17 protein-coding genes are annotated in these 18,535 nt (G+C 58.1%); 10 read left to right on the forward strand and 7 right to left on the reverse strand.

Translation table 11 applies throughout. From position 1 onward, the window contains the following. Positions 1 to 832: 832 nt before the first annotated feature. The gene (locus ACR0DJ_RS15085; RefSeq protein ID WP_480685477.1) at positions 833 to 2,452 is read left to right on the forward strand and encodes a GMC family oxidoreductase; all 1,620 of its coding nucleotides are present in this window, start codon (positions 833 to 835) and stop codon (positions 2,450 to 2,452) included. Positions 2,453 to 2,457: 5 nt separating this feature from the next. Here the strand turns inward: ACR0DJ_RS15085 and ACR0DJ_RS15090 are convergent, their stop codons facing one another. After that, a complete protein-coding gene (locus tag ACR0DJ_RS15090; RefSeq protein ID WP_171616716.1) occupies positions 2,458 to 3,303 on the reverse strand; it encodes an SDR family oxidoreductase in 846 nt (281 codons plus the stop codon). Between the two features lie 88 nt (positions 3,304 to 3,391). Here ACR0DJ_RS15090 and ACR0DJ_RS15095 point away from each other — a divergent pair, with 88 nt between their 5' ends. After that, positions 3,392 to 4,024: a class I SAM-dependent DNA methyltransferase gene (locus ACR0DJ_RS15095; protein WP_170345968.1), complete on the forward strand. Its 633-nt coding sequence runs from the start codon at positions 3,392 to 3,394 to the stop codon at positions 4,022 to 4,024. A gap of 57 nt (positions 4,025 to 4,081) precedes the next feature. Here ACR0DJ_RS15095 and ACR0DJ_RS15100 read toward each other — a convergent pair whose 3' ends face one another. Then, complete coding sequence (locus ACR0DJ_RS15100) at positions 4,082 to 4,837, reverse strand: class II aldolase and adducin N-terminal domain-containing protein (RefSeq protein ID WP_480685479.1); 756 nt, start codon at positions 4,835 to 4,837, stop codon at positions 4,082 to 4,084. Between the two features lie 112 nt (positions 4,838 to 4,949). Here ACR0DJ_RS15100 and ACR0DJ_RS15105 point away from each other — a divergent pair, with 112 nt between their 5' ends. The 5 genes from ACR0DJ_RS15105 to ACR0DJ_RS15125 all read left to right on the forward strand — a co-directional run bounded on the left by ACR0DJ_RS15105 (position 4,950) and on the right by ACR0DJ_RS15125 (position 10,517). Continuing rightward, positions 4,950 to 5,819, forward strand: coding sequence for a LysR family transcriptional regulator (locus ACR0DJ_RS15105; RefSeq protein ID WP_480685481.1), 870 nt, complete (start codon positions 4,950 to 4,952; stop codon positions 5,817 to 5,819). Between the two features lie 178 nt (positions 5,820 to 5,997). Continuing rightward, the gene (gene ade, locus ACR0DJ_RS15110) at positions 5,998 to 7,800 is read left to right on the forward strand and encodes an adenine deaminase (RefSeq protein WP_480685482.1); all 1,803 of its coding nucleotides are present in this window, start codon (positions 5,998 to 6,000) and stop codon (positions 7,798 to 7,800) included. Beyond that, positions 7,797 to 9,260, forward strand: coding sequence for an AMP nucleosidase (locus ACR0DJ_RS15115; RefSeq protein WP_480685483.1), 1,464 nt, complete (start codon positions 7,797 to 7,799; stop codon positions 9,258 to 9,260). Before ade ends, ACR0DJ_RS15115 begins: the two co-directional genes overlap by 4 nt. Positions 9,261 to 9,390: 130 nt before the next feature. After that, a complete protein-coding gene (locus ACR0DJ_RS15120) occupies positions 9,391 to 9,678 on the forward strand; it encodes an HU family DNA-binding protein (protein WP_117871130.1) in 288 nt (95 codons plus the stop codon). A gap of 350 nt (positions 9,679 to 10,028) precedes the next feature. Next, positions 10,029 to 10,517 (forward strand): CHAP domain-containing protein, encoded by a 489-nt coding sequence (locus ACR0DJ_RS15125; protein WP_480686285.1) that lies wholly within the window; start codon positions 10,029 to 10,031, stop codon positions 10,515 to 10,517. Positions 10,518 to 10,719: 202 nt separating this feature from the next. On the opposite strand, the gene ACR0DJ_RS15130 is transcribed toward ACR0DJ_RS15125, so the two are convergent. After that, positions 10,720 to 11,916: a BCCT family transporter gene (locus ACR0DJ_RS15130; protein ID WP_480685726.1), complete on the reverse strand. Its 1,197-nt coding sequence runs from the start codon at positions 11,914 to 11,916 to the stop codon at positions 10,720 to 10,722. 182 nt (positions 11,917 to 12,098) lie between these two features. On the opposite strand from ACR0DJ_RS15130, the gene ACR0DJ_RS15135 reads away from it, so the two are divergent. After that, the gene (locus ACR0DJ_RS15135) at positions 12,099 to 12,986 is read left to right on the forward strand and encodes a DMT family transporter (protein ID WP_480685485.1); all 888 of its coding nucleotides are present in this window, start codon (positions 12,099 to 12,101) and stop codon (positions 12,984 to 12,986) included. Here the strand turns inward: ACR0DJ_RS15135 and ACR0DJ_RS15140 are convergent. Beyond that, complete coding sequence (locus tag ACR0DJ_RS15140; protein WP_480685486.1) at positions 12,962 to 13,483, reverse strand: glutathione peroxidase; 522 nt, start codon at positions 13,481 to 13,483, stop codon at positions 12,962 to 12,964. The two genes, ACR0DJ_RS15135 and ACR0DJ_RS15140, sit on opposite strands and share 25 nt — an antisense overlap. A gap of 145 nt (positions 13,484 to 13,628) precedes the next feature. Between ACR0DJ_RS15140 and msrB the strand changes: the two genes are divergently transcribed. Together msrB and msrA are read left to right on the forward strand one after the other, a co-directional pair. Continuing rightward, positions 13,629 to 14,075 carry a peptide-methionine (R)-S-oxide reductase MsrB gene (gene msrB, locus ACR0DJ_RS15145; protein WP_170345953.1) on the forward strand — a complete coding sequence of 149 codons (447 nt, stop codon included), beginning with the start codon at positions 13,629 to 13,631 and terminating at the stop codon, positions 14,073 to 14,075. After that, positions 14,075 to 14,587 (forward strand): peptide-methionine (S)-S-oxide reductase MsrA, encoded by a 513-nt coding sequence (gene msrA / locus ACR0DJ_RS15150; RefSeq protein WP_480685488.1) that lies wholly within the window; start codon positions 14,075 to 14,077, stop codon positions 14,585 to 14,587. The genes msrB and msrA overlap by 1 nt, the downstream gene beginning before the upstream one ends. Before the next feature lie 39 nt (positions 14,588 to 14,626). Here msrA and ACR0DJ_RS15155 read toward each other — a convergent pair whose 3' ends face one another. The 3 genes from ACR0DJ_RS15155 to fzlA form a co-directional block, all read right to left on the reverse strand. Continuing rightward, a complete protein-coding gene (locus ACR0DJ_RS15155) occupies positions 14,627 to 16,630 on the reverse strand; it encodes a hydantoinase/oxoprolinase family protein (RefSeq protein ID WP_480685490.1) in 2,004 nt (667 codons plus the stop codon). A gap of 72 nt (positions 16,631 to 16,702) precedes the next feature. Next, positions 16,703 to 17,740, reverse strand: a complete 1,038-nt coding sequence (queG, locus tag ACR0DJ_RS15160) for a tRNA epoxyqueuosine(34) reductase QueG (protein ID WP_480685492.1) — start codon at positions 17,738 to 17,740, stop codon at positions 16,703 to 16,705. A 75-nt stretch (positions 17,741 to 17,815) separates the two neighbouring features. Next, positions 17,816 to 18,481: an FtsZ-binding protein FzlA gene (fzlA, locus tag ACR0DJ_RS15165; RefSeq protein ID WP_170345944.1), complete on the reverse strand. Its 666-nt coding sequence runs from the start codon at positions 18,479 to 18,481 to the stop codon at positions 17,816 to 17,818. Positions 18,482 to 18,535: the final 54 nt, after the last annotated feature.

An 18,535-nucleotide genomic window follows, 5' to 3' on the forward strand; every position in this document is an offset into this window, starting at 1 on the left:
GCCAGGATCAAACTCTCAAGTTGAAAGGCTATTGCTAACCTATCCTTGACGTTCGAACCTCTGCACATCTCATCAGGAGGCTAATCCTGATGAAGTCTTCTGTTTGATGTACACAGACTTCCTAAGAAATCAGTGAACCACTCAAACAGTGAAGCTGACACTCTATAATCGGGCCGAAACCCTAAGAGCGCGATATACAGACATTCAATCCGTCGAAACGAACCAAACCGCCCACATATCTCTTCAGTTATCCATCAATGTCAAAGAGCAATACACCCAGAGCCAAAAACCAGACCGTTGCGCCAATCCCTCAGCGCGCCCGCCTAAATCCTAACCTCAGATGCCCCCGGCCTCTCCCGGGCGTCTCAACCGTCTTTCCAGTCCGTCAGGCCAGCTATCCGACCCATCAGCACCGCCTCAGCAGCGCCGGTGAAGGGGTATTTACGGATTAGGCCTGAGACCTGCAACCCCCATTTTCAAAAAACTTTGCATTTCGCGTCGATTTCTTGTGTTTGTTAACTAAAACAATGAGTTAGTTTAACAAATCAAGATTCTCAGGCCATCTGGAACGTGCGGATTTCCCAAGAAGGAACCCTAAGACTCGCCCCTGCGGGGGAATCGAGAGGTTCGGCAGACAGAAACGATCTGCAAAACCTTTCCGCACCTGTCGTGCAGCCCGGACCTGACCCTCAAGAAAAGGCTGGGTTACGCAAATACTGACTTTGGGTCACAGTTGTTTTTTTGCTCCATTAACGCACTCTCACCGGGAAGGTGGTAACCTTGCCCGACCAGTCAATGAAACGAATACGTCGCAAGAGGTGCGTAAGACAGAATGGATTTCGACTATATCATCGTAGGCGGCGGTTCGGCCGGCTCGGTTCTGGCCAACCGCCTGAGCGAAGATCCATCCACAAGTGTCTGCCTGCTTGAAGCGGGTGGTGGTGGGAAAAGTCTTTTCGTCAGAATGCCTGCCGCTGTCGTGACCGCACTTCCGGGGCGCCCCAGAATCAACAACTGGGCCTTTGAAACGGTCCCGCAACCCGGTCTGAACGGGCGCAGAGGCTATCAACCACGCGGCAAGGCACTGGGCGGCTCGAGCGCGATCAACGCCATGCTGTATGTACGCGGTCAGCGGCAGGACTATGATGGCTGGGCCGATCTGGGCTGCGACGGCTGGGACTGGGACAGTGTAGTGCCATATTTCAAACGGGCCGAAAACAATGAGCTTGGCGCAGACAGCGTGCATGGTGACAGGGGGCCGTTACAGGTTTCACGGCAAAAAGAGCCTCGTCCAATCACCCATGCGTTCATTCAAGCCGCACAGCAGCTGCAACACCGCCATACCGAAGACTTCAACCGCGGCGACAACGAAGGCGTCGGCCTGTACCAGGTCACCCAGTTTCACGACCCGGCAAAGAATGGAGAACGGTGTTCTGCGGCGGCTGGTTATCTTTTTCCAGTTTCCGACCGCCCGAACCTGAAGGTCATCACGCATGCACATGCCAGCAGGCTGCGCTTTGAAGGCAAGCGCGCGACGGGCGTTGTATACCGGGCGAAAGGCAAGGGCGCAGACATCACCATCCGGGCGAAGCGCGAAGTCCTGCTGTGCGCAGGCGCTTTGAAATCGCCACAACTGCTTCAGGTTTCGGGTGTTGGTGCAACGAGCGATCTTGAGCCGCACGGAATCGCTGTTCACCACGAACTGCCTGGCGTGGGGCGGAACTTGCAGGATCATCTGGATTTCGCGTTGATCTTCAAAACCACAGACACCGACAATTTTGGTATCGGCCCCGCAGGGGCAGCGCGGTTGTTGAGACATATTCAAAGGTGGAGCAAGACGGGCGTCTCGATGGCGGCCACCCCATTTGCCGAAGGCGCAGCGTTTCTGAAAACCACCCCCGATCTGGAGCGTCCCGACATTCAGCTGCATTTCACCATCGCAATGGTCGATGATCATGCCCGCAAACTGCATTACGGGTACGGGTACAGTTGCCATGTTTGCAAGCTGCGACCGGAAAGTCGGGGGACCGTAGGCCTGAACAGCGCAGATCCCATGGCGGCCCCCGCCATCGATCCGGGGTTTCTGTCGGACAAACGCGATCTGCAAACCATGATCAAAGGCGCGCGAATGGCGCGGGATATCCTCAACGCGCCAGCTTTGGCCAAGTATCGGCACAAAGAACTGTTCGGCACCGATACCGCCCAGACCGATCAGGATTGGGAGGAGCACATCCGCGCCCGCGCCGACACGATCTATCACCCCGTGGGCACCTGCAAAATGGGCGTAGACGAAATGGCGGTCGTCGACCCTCAGCTTCGCGTACGAGGGCTTGAAGGCCTGCGGGTCGTCGATGCCTCGGTGATGCCGACATTAGTGTCGGGCAATACAAACGCACCCACCATCATGATAGCCGAAAAAGCGGCCGCCATGATCAAAGCGGCGGCGATGTAACGGCGCTACTTGCCTTTCATCAGGGCTTCCAACCCGACACGGTAATTGGGATAGATCAGATCAATACCCAGTTCTTCCTTGATCCGGTCGTTTCGAACCCGCTTGTTTTCGTTGTAGAAACTGCGCGCCATCGGCGACAGATCGGCGTCGTCGAACCGGACCGCAGGAGGCAGGGGCAGACCCTGCAACTCGGCAGCATAGCCTATGACATCCTGCGGCGGGACCGGTTCGTCGTCACATACATTATAGACCCGTCCCGGATTCGGCTTCATCATCGAAGCTTCCAGGATCTGCGCGATGTCTTCCACATGAATGCGCGAGAACACCTGCCCCGGCTTGATAATGCGCCGCAACCCACCACGCTTGAGCTTGGAAAACGGCCCGCGCCCCGGCCCGTAGATACCCGCCAGGCGGAAGACATGAACAGGCAGGCCCGGAATGGCCGACCATTGCGCCTCGGCCAGCATACGCCATCTGCCGCGCTTGGCGGTCGGTGCAGGTGGTGTGTCCTCATCCACCCAGCCACCCTGATGGTCGCCATAGACGGCCGTTGTCGACAAATAGCCCACCCATTCGAACTGACTGGACCGCTTGGCGATTTCACCGCCCAGCGCCGCCAAAACCGGATCACCCGCTTCAACTGGCGCAGTCGAGATCAGCAAATGGCTCACCCCATCAAGGTTCGGTGCCTCACCCGGCCAGATCAGCGGCTCGGCGCCAGAGGCCCGAATTGCGGCCATCCCTTCACGGTCTCGCGTAGTGCCAACAGTTTTCCAGCCTTTCGGGGCAAGGTTTCGGGACAGGGCCTGGGCAGAATAGCCATGGCCGAAGGAAAAGAGCGTCTTGGTCATGCCCCTTTGATGATCTGCGCCGTACCGGGATGCAAGCGCCGCATGGACGCACTTGAATCGAATCTTCGAATGCGCCTTTCTGTTGGTCATGAGCAAAAAAACACCTGACCTGCATTCGGCCTACGCGCTGAGTTCTCCGGACGAGAACAGACAGCTCTATGCGGAATGGGCAGGAGATTATGATGACGGTTTCGCCGCGCGTGAAGATTATCAGCTTCACACCCATACGGCGCGGGCATTTGTCGGCGCGGGCGGTCAGGGGCCCGTTCTGGATGTCGGCGCAGGAACCGGCCTGTGCGGCGCGGTGCTGTCGGCGCTAGGCGTCGGACCCATTGATGCAACCGATATCAGCGCAGAGATGCTGGATCAGGCGATGCGCAAGGACCTTTACCGGGACGCGATCGAGGCTGATCTGACACAGGGCATCCCCGTTCCGCGTCACAGATATTCCGGCATAGTTTCATCCGGCACTTTCACACATGGTCATTTGGGCCCCGAGGTGTTGCCCGAACTGTTACGCGTGGCGCGGCACGGGGCGCAGTTTGCCCTTTCGATCAATGCGCGCCATTACAAGGAACTGGGTTTTGCTGACGCTTTCCGCAAACTGGAACAGGATCAGATTCGCAACCTGACCCTGCCCGAAGTCCGCATATACGGAGATCTCGCGGCTGGCCCCAACAAGGATGACACCGCTTTGATCGCTTTGTTTGAACGGGTTTGAGTCCGGTTATTCGGATGCAATCAAACCCCCCGCTTCGACCAGGCGCATCGCTTTGCCTCAGGTCGCGTAGTCCGAATTTTCGGAATCAAGGATCGCTTTGATCTCACGCAGGTGCGCCTCGGCCTGATCGGGATAGGCATCCAGCTCTTGCGCTGTTTTCTCGGCAATCTCGTCGGACAATACGCGCAGGGGCAGCCCGGTCTGCAAGGCACGAATGTAGGTTTCGGCCGCGCGTTCGAAATAATACAGCCTGTTGAAGGTGTCGGCAGGGTCGCTGCCGATGACCAGAACACCGTGATTGCCCATGATCATGACCTTCTTCCTGGGATCTGACAGCATCCCGGCGCAGCGCTCACCCTCGCTTTCAAAGGCCAGACCTCCGAATTCTTCATCAACCACGTAACGGTTGTAAAAGGTCGCCGTGTTCTGATCGATCGGCGGCAATGAACTGTCGGCCAATGAGGCCAGAACGGTTGCAAAGATCGAATGCACATGCATGACGCAGCGCGCATGAGGGCAGTGGCGGTGGATTGAGCCGTGCAGCCCCCAGGCCGTCGGGTCCGGGGCACCGGGTTGTTCCATCACATGCGGGTCATTGGCATCCAGCAACAAAAGATCCGAGGCACGAATGCGCGCAAAGTGCACCTGACTGGGGTTCATCAGAAACTGCGTGCCGTCATCATTCACCGCCAGGCTGAAATGGTTGGCAACCGCCTCATGCATGTTCAGCCGGGCCGTCCAGCGGAAGGCGGCGGCCATATCTACGCGCTCGGACCAATGGTCGATATTGGGACGAAGACTGGTGAGGCTCATGCTCGGCTCCTTTCGCGGCTGGTCGTGGCCAAACCTGCATGGGGCCCGGCAGTTTGACCAACGAAAAAAACACGACTATCCCATTAGCTGAACTTATGCCGGAGTTATGTCGATGCAAAACAAGCTGCCGCCGCTTGGCTGGTTGCGCACTTTCGAAGCCGCCGCACGCCATCTCTCGTTTACCGGCGCGGCGCGAGACCTGAACATGACGCAAAGCGCCGTCAGCCAGCAGATCAAATCTCTGGAGGGGCATCTGGGGCAGCCACTGTTTCTGCGCCGCCCCAAAGCTCTGGAACTGACCGAGGCCGGAATCACCTATCTGCCAGTTGTGCGAGAAGCCTTTCGGACACTGATGCGCGGAACCCGGGCAGTTACCGGTGCGCAACCAAACGCGGTTCAAGTGCAATGCAACATCAGCTTTGCCGTCAACTGGCTGGCCCCGCGCCTGCCGGCATTTCGGGCGGAACATCCACATGTTCAATTGAACGTCTTCACCGAGCTTTGGGAACCGCGCGAAATGGCCGAATGCGCAGCGGTCGAGATTCGGTTCTCGCTTCGTCCGTCGGATACGGTCCGAACCGAGATTCTGCGCACCGAACACTATTATCCGGTCTGCGCTCCCGGATATCCGGTATGCCTGGAAAACCTTCAGGAACAGCCACTTTTCGACTGCTCCAACCTGCTGTCCAACTGGCCAAGTTGGGCGGAAGATAAGGGTCTGAATTGGGAAAATCCGCCGATAACCTACGCGACGACCTATCTGGTTTGCCTGTCAGCGGTCATGGCTGGCGGTGGTCTTTGCCTGGCACATGACACGATCGCCAGTCATCTGATCAAGCGCGGTCAACTGGTTGCGCCATTTGAGCACCGCGTTCGAATGCCCGAGTCCTACTATCTGCTGCTGTCCCCACAGGCCGAGGACACACCCGGCGCCGTGGCCTTTGCCAACTGGGTGCGGCGTGAGATCGGGTCTGCGGCATAAAGGGAAGTACTCCCGCCCAACGGCAATGCCCCGCCGGGGCATCTTCGTAGGTTGGGCCGGGCAGCGCTGACGCGCTGCGGGCGCGCTCGGACCAGAAAGCATACCCAATACACATGAGGAATCCCCAACACCGAAGAACCGGGGTTGCACCCGCTGGCGCATTCGTGAAAGTTGAGCCATGGAATACACACCTTTCCCAAGCTGGCCCGATGTCGCCCCCAAATTGATCGCAGTTGCAGCCGGACGTGAGGCGGCGGACACGGTCATTCAGGGCGGAATCTGGGCGAACGTACACAGCCGCGAATTGCTGCCGGATCATTCCGTGGCGATTGCTGCCGGGCGCATAGCATTCGTCGGACCGGATGCCTCGCATTGCGTGGGGCCGGATACGGAAATCATCGAAGCACAAGGGCGCTACATTCTGCCCGGCTTGTGTGATGCGCATATGCATATCGAATCCGGCATGCTGACCCCCGCCGAGTTCGCCCGGGCCGTCATCCCGCATGGAACCACCAGCATGTTCACCGATCCGCATGAAATCGCCAACGTGCTGGGTCTGGACGGCGTGCGCATGATGCATGACGAAGCGATGATGCAACCGGCCAATATATTCACTCAGATGCCATCCTGCGCGCCATCCGCACCGGGGTTGGAGACGACGGGCTATGAGATCACGCCCGAAGACGTGGCCGAGGCGATGAACTGGCCGGGTATCCTCGGGCTGGGTGAGATGATGAATTTCCCGGGCGTGATCCATGGCGATCCCAAGATGCTGGCCGAGATTGCAGCCACTCAACGGGCCGGGAAAACAGTCGGAGGGCACTATGCTTCGCCCGACTTAGGGCCTGATTTTGCTGCTTACGTGGCGGGTGGCCCCGCAGATGATCACGAAGGCACGTGCGAGGCCGACGCCATTGCACGGGTTCGCCAGGGGATGCGCTCGATGATGCGTCTGGGCTCGGCCTGGTATGATGTGGAAAGCCAGATTTCTGCCGTGACAGAAAAAGGGCTGGATCCGCGCAACTTCATTCTGTGCACGGATGACTGTCATTCCGGCACATTGGTAAATGACGGGCATATGAACCGCGTCGTACGTCATGCCATTGCCTGCGGGTGTGACCCGCTGATCGCGTTGCAAATGGCGACGATCAACACGGCAACGCATTTCGGGCTGGAACGCGAGATCGGTTCCGTGACTCCGGGGCGGCGGGCGGATATCATCCTCAGCTCGGATCTGACTGAGTTGCCGATTGAGATGGTGATGGCACGCGGGCAGGTGGTCGCGGAAAACGGTTCTATCAAGGTGGACTGTCCACATCTGAACTGGCCCGAAAAATCACGCAACACCGTGCATCTGGGGCATGAACTGACGTCGGCCGATTTTGAGATCAAGGCACCGGAAGGGGCCAACAAAGTTCAGGCCAACGTCATCGGCGTGGTGGAAAACCAGGCCCCGACTAAGGCGCTGAAAGCAGAATTGCCGATCATTGGCGGGCTGGTCGAGGGCGAAGGCGAAGTGTGCCAGATTGCGCTGGTCGAGCGGCACCAGGCCACCGGGGGCGTCACCAACGCGTTTGTTTCGGGCTTTGGCTATCAGGGAAAAATGGCCATGGCCTCGACCGTGGCGCATGACAGTCATCACATGATCGTCGTCGGTACAGACCGGGATCAGATGGCGCTGGCCGCCAACCGCCTGGCCGAAGTGGGCGGTGGCATCACCTTGTTCCGGGACGGGCAGGAACTGGCGCTGGTCGAGCTGCCCATCGCAGGCCTTATGTCCGACAGTCCTGCCGTCGAAGTCGCAGCCAAGGCCGACAGGATGGTGCAGGCGATGCAGGAATGCGGCTGTCATCTGAACAACGCGTACATGCAGCATTCATTGCTGGCGCTGGTCGTGATTCCCGAGCTTCGAATCTCGGATCTCGGGTTGGTCGACGTACGCACATTCGAAAAAATAGAACTTCTGGAACCATTGGCATGACCACACTCCTGACACCGCAAGCACCCGCGCCAGAACAGTTTACCGATCCCGCCGCCGCCGTTGCACGGCTGGAAGAGCTGTACGTGCAGGCCACCGATTTCCTGTGCGACAGCTTTGCGGCCGCCATGGGAAATGGGGCGCCCGCCGCGAGATACAGAGCCTATTACCCGGAAATTCGCATCAAAACCTCGACCTATGCCCAAGTCGACAGCCGCCTGAGCTTTGGTCACGTGTCCGAACCCGGCGTTCACGCCACGACGGTGACACGCCCGGATTTGTTCAGATCCTACCTGACCCAACAGATCGCACTGTTGATCAAGAACCATGGCCAGCCTGTGACGATTGCGGCGTCGGACACACCGATTCCGGTGCATTTTGCCGTGGCAAACAATCCCGATCTTGTCGTGCCTCATCAGGGCGCGGCCGACTTCACCCTGCGCGATGTGTTTGATGTTCCGGACCTGACAACCACCAATGATGACATCGTCAATGGCGTACATGACCATGATGATGCCGTTGGACCCTTGTCTCTTTTTACCGCTCAACGTGTGGATTATTCGCTTGCGAGGCTGGCACACTATACCGCAACTGACGCAGGTCACTTTCAGAACCACGTGTTGTTCACGAACTACCAATTCTATGTCTCGGAATTCGAAAACTACGCTCGCGAGCAATTGGCGGATCCTGCCAGCGGCTATACCAGCTTTGTTTCAACCGGCAATGCTGAGATCACGGACCCCAAGGCACCTATCGAACAACCGCTGAAACTGCCGCAAATGCCGACCTACCACCTGAAGCGCGAAGATGGTTCGGGAATTACGTTGGTGAACATCGGTGTTGGCCCATCCAATGCAAAGACCGCCACCGACCATATTGCAGTTCTGCGCCCACACGCGTGGCTGATGGTTGGTCACTGCGCCGGGTTGCGCAACACACAGGCATTGGGCGATTTCGTTCTGGCCCACGCCTATCTGCGCGAAGACAAGGTTCTGGATGACGATCTGCCGGTCTGGGTGCCGATCCCGCCTCTGGCCGAAGTACAGGTGGCGCTGGAACACGCCGTGGCCGAAGTGACCAAACTGGAAGGGTATGAGCTGAAGCGGATCATGCGGACGGGCACTGTGGCCTCGGTCGACAACCGAAACTGGGAGTTGCGCGATCAGTCCGGTCCGGTCCAGCGACTCAGCCAATCCCGGGCAATCGCGCTGGATATGGAAAGTGCCACCATTGCCGCGAACGGCTATCGGTTCCGCGTTCCGTATGGCACTTTGCTGTGCGTTTCGGACAAACCCCTGCACGGGGAATTGAAGCTGCCGGGCATGGCGTCTTCGTTTTATACCACTCAGGTCAGCCGACATCTGGCCATCGGCATCAAGGCGATGGAACATCTGCGCGGCATGCCGTTGGAGCGTTTGCACAGCCGGAAATTGCGCTCCTTCGACGAAACGGCCTTCCTCTGAAGCAAAAAAGCAACGTTTTCCCCATATTTTTAGGGGTTTCAGCGCTACTATTCGTTGTGTTTGGCCACAATATCCCGTTACAGTTACGCGGTGAGGCCCTATAGATCGGGCACGTTAAGGAGACCAAGAAATGGCAAAGCCTATGACAAAGACTCAGCTGGTTGCTGCTCTCGCTGAGGAAATGGGAACCGACAAGAAATCCGCGAACTCCGCGCTGGAGGCCATCACCGGCCTGATCACCCGCGAAGTTTCGGCCGGTGGCGCAGTGACCCTGCCCGGCGTCGGAAAAATCTACTGCCGCGAACGCCCCGAGCGTCAGGTTCGCAACCCGGCCACTGGTGAGACCTTCACCAAAGAAGCCGACAAGGTTGTGAAAATGACCATCGCCAAAGCGCTGAAAGACAGCGTGAACGGCTGATTTCAGCTTTTCCAGTCAACGATAAAGGGCCGCCTTCGGGGGGCCCTTTTTCTATCGTCTTGAATGTTTTGTGCCTGCGGGTTTTGAACCCGTTTCGCACAGCATGTGTCGGGCCGGAATTCGCCACCAAAGGGAAAATGCGCCTTCGAGGGCAGCCATTGACCTGAACCTGGGTCGGAGAACTGGCAAAATCTTGCCGTGGCGGTGGCGGGCCTCTTTTCAAGGCTTGTCCGATCATCTTACAACTTCGTCAATCTTCGAACCGGCAATGAAGCATCTTGCAAAACAGCGTCTGTAGAAAGAAAACGACTTGGCCGCGCTTGTCCGGCAGTGCCCGTTCCGCGATTGCGGTGGGTTTAATCACTCTTGTCTCTGCCTGTGCGCAAAACACCAACTATGAGAATCTCGATCCCGAACGTCAGTTGATGGCGCTGCAAGAGGTCTCGAAAAAGCGGGCCCGAGGGCAAAGAGTATGGTGCGTGCCCTACGCCCGAGACCTCAGCGGTATTGAAATTCGTGGCAATGCGAAGGACTGGTGGCGGAAGGCGCAGAAAGTGTTCGAGCGCGGCAAGGAACCGGTTGTTGGTGCGGTAATGTCGTTTCGGGCAACCCGCGGGATGCCCCTGGGTCATGTGGCTGTCGTTTCCGATATCGTCTCCGATCGTGAAGTCATCGTGAATCATGCCAATTGGCACCGCAACAAGGTGTCGTTGCAAATGGGCGTCAAGGATGTCTCGAAAAACAATGACTGGACGTTGGTCCGGGTTGAAAGCCAACCGGGCCGTTACGGCAATCCCTACCCGGTAAACGGGTTCATCTATCCGGCGGTTGACGAATAGCCTTGCCCAACCTCATTTCACGGGTCGGTTGATCGCACCGCGGGCAACGTTCCTTTTGATCGTATCGCAAAGGCAGCCGCCGCCCGGTTTGGGATGCCGCGTGGTTGAAAAGCCTGCAAATTGTTCGGAGCGGTGAGAGCGTGCGGTCAAAATAAAAACGGGCACCAAAGGCGCCCGTTTCTGTTCCGTGTCTCTGGTCCGGTCAGTGGACCGTCTCAACCTTGTGGAAGTCCAGATCACGGTCTTCTGGCATTGAATCGATACTCATCACCTCCTGGCGTTTGGTGATCAGGATATAGACGACGCAGGCCAGATACAGGCCAACCACGACCGCTCCGATCCACTGGATTTGCAGCCACTGGCTCTGGAACAGCAGGGTCAGGACAAACAGCAGCGCGACGTTGCCAGCCACATAGATCGCCTTTCCGAACCGCTCGACGGTCAGGTTCAGGTTGTCGGTGTACAGTCGGATCAGCGAGTCCAATGAGTTGATCACGAACGTCACACCCACGATCACCATCGCAATGTTGGTGATGCCTGCGGTACTGATGTCGTTCAGGTGGTAATAGTAAAGAACGGTGAACCAGATCCCCAGCGGGATGGACGGGAAGATCAACAGCGCGGCCAGCAACTGCCACGTGGTCAGACCACCCACGAAGCGCGACGTAAACTGTCCGATCATGATCGACCATGCAAACCACCAAAACAGATAGAACGCGTGATAGTCGGTCAATGGCAGGACGAACTTGTGCAGGTTGGCGAAATAGGCCCCGATATTGCTGCCGGTTTCCACGAACCCGGTCACGCCCATGCCTGCGGCTGCCCACATGCCCAGAATCAGGGCAAGGAACAGAAAGGTCGAACCGACGGACAGGATGCGAACGTATTTCAGATCGGTCGAGGAATAGGCCGCCGCCAGAATGACGACAAACACGATGATGTAGAAGGTGGTGACGACGGATTCACCATCTCCGACCTCGGGCAGATAGCCGGGCAGGTAGATCAGGAACAGGCTGGCGGTGAAGGCGCAGGTGCCGATGATGACCACGTTGTTGATCAGCTTGACCAGCGGGATCTCAAAGAACTTCACGCGGGGTTCGATCACGCAGAAGTAGAAGGCGGTCAGGAAATAGAAGGCCCAGATCAAAAAACCCCAGAATCCGAACTCGATGGCCAGCGGGTTCGCGAAGGCGTAAGCCGGGTCTTCGGCATATCCACCAAATTCGGTAAGTGGGAACATGATCAGACCGACATCCAGACCGGATGTGAACAGGATCGCGATGAACGTGAACAGATGAACCGGTGTCACGCCGACACAGCGCAGGTTCCACCATTTCACGACGAAAAAAGCGACCAGGCCCAATGCCAGCAGGACGCCGAAAGATAGAATGTACTCCAGAAGCACCGACAAACCTCCCTTGATATGTCAGATCGTGCCGCCGATATCTTTAATTGGCTAGTCAATCAATATAAACATGCACAAGGTTTTTCTTGCATCACGCATGTGTCTTTTTTGACGCGCACCGCTTGCGACCGATCCCGAAATCAGGGACAGTCCGCGCGAAGTGACAGGGGGTCTCCATGGATCTGCGCGCCATAGCCATGGGGCTGACATTTGTCCTGATCTGGTCATCTGCCTTTACCTCGGCGCGGATCATCGTGGAGGATGCGTCCCCTCTGTTTTCGCTGGCCTTGAGGTTTCTGATCTCGGGTGTTCTGGGGGTCATGATTGCCCGCTCGATGGGGCAAAGCTGGCACCTGACCCGAAACCAATGGCGCGCAACGATCCTGTTCGGGATCTGCCAAAATGCCCTGTATTTGGGTCTGAATTTCTATGCAATGCAAACGGTCGAGGCATCGGTCGCGGCCATAATCGCATCCACCATGCCCTTGTTGGTGGCGCTGGCGGGGTGGTTGATTTTCGGCGAAAAGCTGCGGCCATTGGGTGTTTTGGGTCTGTTCGCCGGTTTCGCCGGAGTCGCCCTTATCATGAGCAGTCGGATCAGCGCGGGCGTTGATGTGTTCGGGGTCGCGCTTTGCGGTTTGGGTGCTCTTGCCTTGACCTTCGCAACCTTGGCCGTTCGCGGCGCAACGTCCGGCGGGAACTTCATGATGGTCGTCGGCCTGCAAATGCTGGTTGGTTCAGCCGCGCTGTTTGTGGCTGCTCCGGTCTTTGAAACCATCTACATCCACCCGACGTTGCCACTGGCGCTGGCCTTTACCTACACAACCCTTTTCCCCGGATTGCTGGCGACATTGATCTGGTTCCTGCTGTTGGACCGGATCGGAGCCGTTCGCGCTGCCACCTTCCACTTTTTGAACCCTGTGTTCGGGGTCACCATCGCGGCGATTCTGCTGGGCGAGAAGCTAGGCGCCATGGATGCGGTTGGCGTTGCCGTTACAACCCTTGGCATTCTTGCGGTTCAGCTTTCACGCCAGCCCGCTCAGGGCAGCAAAGCTTCGACCTGAGACAGCAGTTTGCGGGAATCGGGTTTTACATTTGACCCGAAGGTCGCCGCGACTTCACCCTCAGAATCGATCAGGATCTTGTTGAAGTTCCATTTGGGCGTGAACCCGGTCTGCGCGGCGACGGCCTTGTAGAACGGGTGCGCGTCAGCCCCTTTGACCGGAGTGATATCCGTCATCGGCAGGGTTAGCCCATAGTTCATCTCGCAGAACTGTTTGACCTCACCTGCCGTTTCCAGCTCCTGATTGAATGAATCCGACGGAACCGCAAGAACGACCAGCCCTTTGCCGGAATAGGCCTCATGTACCTTTTGCAGCGCCTTGTATTGCCCGGTAAACCCGCATTGTGACGCGGTGTTGACCACCAGCACAGGTTGGCCGCGCCAGTCTTCGATGGCCAATGTGCCTCCGTCGATCGAGTCGAACTCACCGGTCAGAGGCGCCGCCTGAACGGCGCGGCCCAGTAAGATCAGGGCAGTCAAAAGCAGCAATCTCATCATGTCATGTCCTCCCTTTCATCCTGATACGCGCGTCTTTGTTGTTCAGATCACTTGCACGACTGCGAGAGCGGTTTGAAATATCGCTTTGCTTTCCTCCCCGCAGCCCCCAGATAATGGCGCAAACAATTATTCAGCCGGAGGATCCATGACTCGCTATACCAAAGACCCCACGGCCATTGCTGCGCTTTCGCCCGAAGAGTTTCATGTCACTCAGCGCAGTGGTACGGAACGTCCGGGCACCGGAAAATACCTGAACAACAAAGAACCGGGCATTTATGTGGATATCGTATCAGGTGAACCGCTGTTTGCCTCGACCCACAAATACGAATCCGGGTGCGGTTGGCCCAGTTTCACCAAGCCGATCGTGCACGAACATGTCGAAGAGTTCCGCGATACCACGCATGGCATGATCCGGACCGAGGTTCGCTCGAAACACGGCGACAGCCATCTGGGGCATGTCTTCCCGGACGGTCCGCGTGAACATGGTGGTTTGCGGTACTGCATAAACTCCGCCTCGCTTCGGTTCATTCATCGGGATGAGATGGAAGCCGAAGGTTATGGCGAATACCTGATTCATGTGGAGGATATCTGATGACCCAACAACGCGCTGTACTGGCCGGGGGCTGCTTCTGGGGGATGCAGGACCTGATCCGCAAACTGCCGGGCGTGTCGCGTACACGGGTCGGCTATACCGGCGGCGACGTGCCCAACGCGACCTATCGCAACCACGGCACCCACGCGGAAGGGATCGAGATCTGGTTCGATCCGTCTCGGATCAGCTATCGCGACCTGCTGGAATTCTTCTTTCAGATCCATGACCCGACCACGGTCAACCGTCAGGGCAACGATATCGGCATGAGCTATCGATCTGCGATCTACTACGTGGATGACATGCAGAAACAGGTGGCTTTGGACACCATCGCCGACGTGAATGCCAGCGGCTTGTGGCCTGGAAAAGTCGTGACCGAGGTCGAACCCGTCGGAGACTTCTGGGAAGCCGAACCAGAGCATCAGGATTACCTGGAGCGGATCCCGAACGGCTATACCTGCCACTTCCCGCGTCAGGATTGGGTCCTGCCCAAACGCTCAAGCGCAGCAGAGTAAAGCACCACCTACCCGGCCCCTCTGAAGCTTTCAGGGGGGCTAGCCTGCGGCCACCCTCGGACGTCCGCTTGCCTCGACCGTGATCAGGGCCTCGACAAAAACATCCTTTGCCTCGACTCGCGCGGTTTTGATGTCACGATCCACGATCACGCGAATGTCTTCTGCGCCGGCTTCTCGTACTGCGCCCTCTGCTTCGGACATCAAAACCTTTTCCAACAGGGCCAGGGCGTCCTCTGACGCGGCGAAATCCTTCGGGCCATCCTCCAGATGCACACGATATCGCCCTTCCGCCGGGGATGTGACCGTGCCCGAGCGACGCAGAGTCAGCCGCCCCACGACAGCACCAATCGCATTGGCCACGCCCGCATGTTCCGGCAGGATCATTCGGCAATGCAGCCGCTCACCTACGGCAGGGTAGTAACTGGGGGCCGACGCCCCAAGGCCCACCACATCCACATTCAAAGCAGCACTCAGCGACAGCAACCCACGGTGTTGTGCCAACCCGCGCTGTGTCAGCACATGACGCGCCAAGTCTTGCGAAGGCAAACCAAAACCAACCTGCTCTTCGTCAAAAGCAGCCTCTAACAAGGTCAAACTGGTCTGTTCCGTCAATTGATCCACGATCATCTGGGCCAGCGCTTCGGGAGAGTTTGCCAACATATCCCCTGACCCGACCCGTTTGCGCGCCATCAGGTCCAATGCCTTGCGCGCCGCATCGACGTCCCAGGCACGAACCCGCCCCAACACGTGGCTGGCATCAGATGGCGTAACCCCCGACACCTGGATGATTCCGCGATCGACAAGGCGCATCAGCGCCCCGTTCTCCATCCGCGACCGCAGCAGGGCGCTCAGGGGCAGAACGTGATCTCCCAGCCTCTCCAACAGGCTTTCTTCCCGCGCACCTACTCCTTCAGCATGGATGCCGGGCACGCGGCGGGCAAAGCGCGTATCATGCTCGCCCACGGTCGTGGCCCGCAATTGTTCATCCAGTACTGAATGCACAACGTCGGGTGCTTCTGATGCGATCAGCGAAACGGGCAACACGCGACGCGGGCCCAGGAAAACACCGCCCCGCAACCCTTCGGTCGCAACATGAACCTGACTGTCGCCGCCCAGACCGTGGGTTCGCATCGCCACGGCTTCGACCATGGTGCGAAACCCACCCACCTGCGCCCCGGCCGGGTCGATCGCGGGCTTTCCGTCCCGGATAAGCGCCACATCAGTGGTGGTTCCCCCGATGTCCGAGACCAGCGCATTCTCCGCTCCGGTAAGCCACCGCGCCCCGACGATAGAAGCCGCAGGCCCGCTGAGGATAGTCTCAATCGGCCGTTCCCGCGCCTGTTCCGCGCTCATCAGGGCGCCATCCCCGCGCACCACCATCATCGGTGCCGAAATCCCCAGCGCGTGCAGCTGATCCTGTGCACGCCCGATCAGGCGGTCGATCATCCCGATCAGCCGCGCATTCAGCACAGCCGTCACCGCGCGTTTCGGACCATTGAGCTTGGCGGACAAATGATGCGAACAGGTCACTGGCGCCCCGGTTCTTTCCGAGATCATGCGCGCCGCTTCCAACTCATGCGCCGGGTTGCGGGTGGCGAACTGGGCAGCAACCGCAAAGCCGGAAATCCCCTTATGCGAGTTCAAAAAGGCCTCAAGCGCTGCGATATCCAAGGCCGCAGCCTGCCCACCGGAATGGGTATGCCCACCGGCAATCACCAGGGCCGGATCGCCTTTCAACGCCTCTTTCAACCCGTGTTTTTCAAGATCACTGTCCTTGAACCCGATATAGATCAACGCGACACGGCCGCCCTGCCCCTCGACCAGAGCATTCGTGGCCAGCGTCGTCGACAATGACGCCATCGAGATCTGATCCGGCGTGACCTGCGCCTCTGCCAGCACAGACGAGATCGCCTTGCCCACACCAATCGCCAGATCCGCCCGGGTGGTCAGCGACTTGGCCGAGGCGATGACCTCTTTCTCATCCCTGATCAATACCGCGTCGGTATAGGTCCCGCCCGTATCTACCCCCAAAGACACCGTCATCGGGTCCTCCTCACTGTTCGCTGGGGATGGGTGTAGCGGTTATGCACGACACGTCCAGCCTGTTTGCGGCAATTATGACAGTTGTTCCACCGCCCAGCGCGCCGCGTCGGCCACGGTCTCGTCGGGGTCTTCCAACAGACGCTGAGCCACTGCTTTCAATTTCGACTGTCCCGAGTTTCCAATGGCATACAGAACGTTGCGCACGAACCGGTCCCGCCCGATACGTTTGATCGGCGAGCCCGAAAACTTTGCACGAAAAGCAGCATCGTCCAGCGCTGCCAGTTCTTCCAAACCGGGCGCTTTCAGATCGTCCCGGGCGGCATAGCGCATATCGCTCGCGGCGACGGCAAACTTGTTCCATGGACAGGCCGCCAGACAATCGTCGCAGCCATAGATCCGATTGCCCAACTTACCGCGCAGCTCATGGTCGACCGGGCCTTTATGTTCAATGGTCAGATAGGAAATGCACCGCCGTGCATCCAGTTGATACGGGGCCGGAAACGCATCGGTCGGGCAACTGTCCAGACAGGCGCGGCACGACCCGCAATGATCGATCTCTGAATTGTCTGCTGGCAGGTCCAGAGTAGAAAAAACAGACCCTATAAAGGCCCAATTTCCCCATTCGCGGCTTACAAGATTGGTATGCTTGCCCTGCCACCCCAGTCCGGCGGCATATCCCAGCGCCTTCTCGGGAACCGGCGCGGTATCGACAAATACCTTCACCTCGCCTCCGGCTTCGGCAATCAGCCATCGCGCCAACCGCTTCAGCCGCTTCTTGACCAGATCATGATAGTCCTTGTTCTGCGCATAGACCGAAATTGCACCACGATCCGGGTGTTTCAGAATCTCCGTCGGGTCATGTTCCGGCGTATAGCTTTCGGCCAACATGACCACCGATTGCGCCTCGGGCCAAAGGGCGGCAGGATCGCCACGCCAATGTGTGCGTTCGGCCATCCATCCCATTTGCCCGTGGTATCCGGCGTCCAGATATGCCCGCAAGCGTTTCGGCACCTGTGGAACATCCCAAGGGCGGCACACGCGACAGGCAACAAACCCCTCTGCCAAGGCTTGTTGCACCAGCTTTTCCTTAAGATCCGATCCGCTCTTCATCTGGCCAAAAATATCCTCGGGGGGAATCGCGCCCACGGCGCGATGGGGGGCAGACGGCCCCCCTTGCGCACCCTATCAGAAATCCAGATCAGCGTAATGGGGCGGCGGTCGGAACCCTGGCACCTGATCCGCCAGAATTGACCGAAATGCTGGTCGAGACTTGATCTTGGCATACCAGTCCTTGACCACCTGACTGCGGTTCCAGTCCACGTCCGAGATGTAATCCAGCGAAGACAGATGCGCGGCGGCCGCGAAATCCGCCAATGTCATCTGATCCCCGGCCAACCAACGGCGGTGATCCAGCAGCCATGCCATGTAATCCAGATGGTACTTGATCGCCTTGGCACCTTGTTTGACATTCTTGCTGTCCGGATACCCCTGCCCTGTCACCTTTTTGTTCACTCGCTCATACAACAGCTTCGATGTCACCTCGTGGTGAAACTTGTCGTCAAACCACCCGACCAGCCGTCGCACTTCGAACCTGGCTTCGGGGTTTTTCGGCATCAAAGCTGGCTCAGGCCGGGTTTCTTCGATGTATTCGCAGATGGCCGCGCTTTCCGACATGATCTGGCCGTCCAGACGCAAAACGGGTACTTTTCCCGCCGGGTTGCGCCGCAGAAAGTCGGGATCCTGTTCCCAGTATCGCTCTTCTACCAGCTCAACCTCGATCTTCTTCTCCGCCAGCGACAGACGGACCTTGCGGCAATACGGAGAGAGGGGAACGTGAAACAGACGCGCCATGGACTTCCATTCGAACCAGTGAATACCCGACAGATTTACCCTTGTCAGATAGCG

This window comes from Ruegeria sp. BF10 (assembly GCF_056538725.1).

What these genes read in the sequence shown, in the direction of transcription:
- ACR0DJ_RS15085 (WP_480685477.1), top strand. Translation starts at nt 833, where the DNA reads ATGGATTTCGACTATATCATCGTAGGCGGCGGTTCGGCCGGCTCGGTT.
- ACR0DJ_RS15090 (WP_171616716.1), bottom strand. Translation starts at nt 3,303, where the DNA reads ATGACCAAGACGCTCTTTTCCTTCGGCCATGGCTATTCTGCCCAGGCC.
- ACR0DJ_RS15095 (WP_170345968.1), top strand. Translation starts at nt 3,392, where the DNA reads ATGAGCAAAAAAACACCTGACCTGCATTCGGCCTACGCGCTGAGTTCT.
- ACR0DJ_RS15100 (WP_480685479.1), bottom strand. Translation starts at nt 4,837, where the DNA reads ATGAGCCTCACCAGTCTTCGTCCCAATATCGACCATTGGTCCGAGCGC.
- ACR0DJ_RS15105 (WP_480685481.1), top strand. Translation starts at nt 4,950, where the DNA reads ATGCAAAACAAGCTGCCGCCGCTTGGCTGGTTGCGCACTTTCGAAGCC.
- ade (WP_480685482.1), top strand. Translation starts at nt 5,998, where the DNA reads ATGGAATACACACCTTTCCCAAGCTGGCCCGATGTCGCCCCCAAATTG.
- ACR0DJ_RS15115 (WP_480685483.1), top strand. Translation starts at nt 7,797, where the DNA reads ATGACCACACTCCTGACACCGCAAGCACCCGCGCCAGAACAGTTTACC.
- ACR0DJ_RS15120 (WP_117871130.1), top strand. Translation starts at nt 9,391, where the DNA reads ATGGCAAAGCCTATGACAAAGACTCAGCTGGTTGCTGCTCTCGCTGAG.
- ACR0DJ_RS15135 (WP_480685485.1), top strand. Translation starts at nt 12,099, where the DNA reads ATGGATCTGCGCGCCATAGCCATGGGGCTGACATTTGTCCTGATCTGG.
- ACR0DJ_RS15140 (WP_480685486.1), bottom strand. Translation starts at nt 13,483, where the DNA reads ATGATGAGATTGCTGCTTTTGACTGCCCTGATCTTACTGGGCCGCGCC.
- msrB (WP_170345953.1), top strand. Translation starts at nt 13,629, where the DNA reads ATGACTCGCTATACCAAAGACCCCACGGCCATTGCTGCGCTTTCGCCC.
- msrA (WP_480685488.1), top strand. Translation starts at nt 14,075, where the DNA reads ATGACCCAACAACGCGCTGTACTGGCCGGGGGCTGCTTCTGGGGGATG.
- ACR0DJ_RS15155 (WP_480685490.1), bottom strand. Translation starts at nt 16,630, where the DNA reads ATGACGGTGTCTTTGGGGGTAGATACGGGCGGGACCTATACCGACGCG.
- queG (WP_480685492.1), bottom strand. Translation starts at nt 17,740, where the DNA reads ATGAAGAGCGGATCGGATCTTAAGGAAAAGCTGGTGCAACAAGCCTTG.
- fzlA (WP_170345944.1), bottom strand. Translation starts at nt 18,481, where the DNA reads ATGGCGCGTCTGTTTCACGTTCCCCTCTCTCCGTATTGCCGCAAGGTC.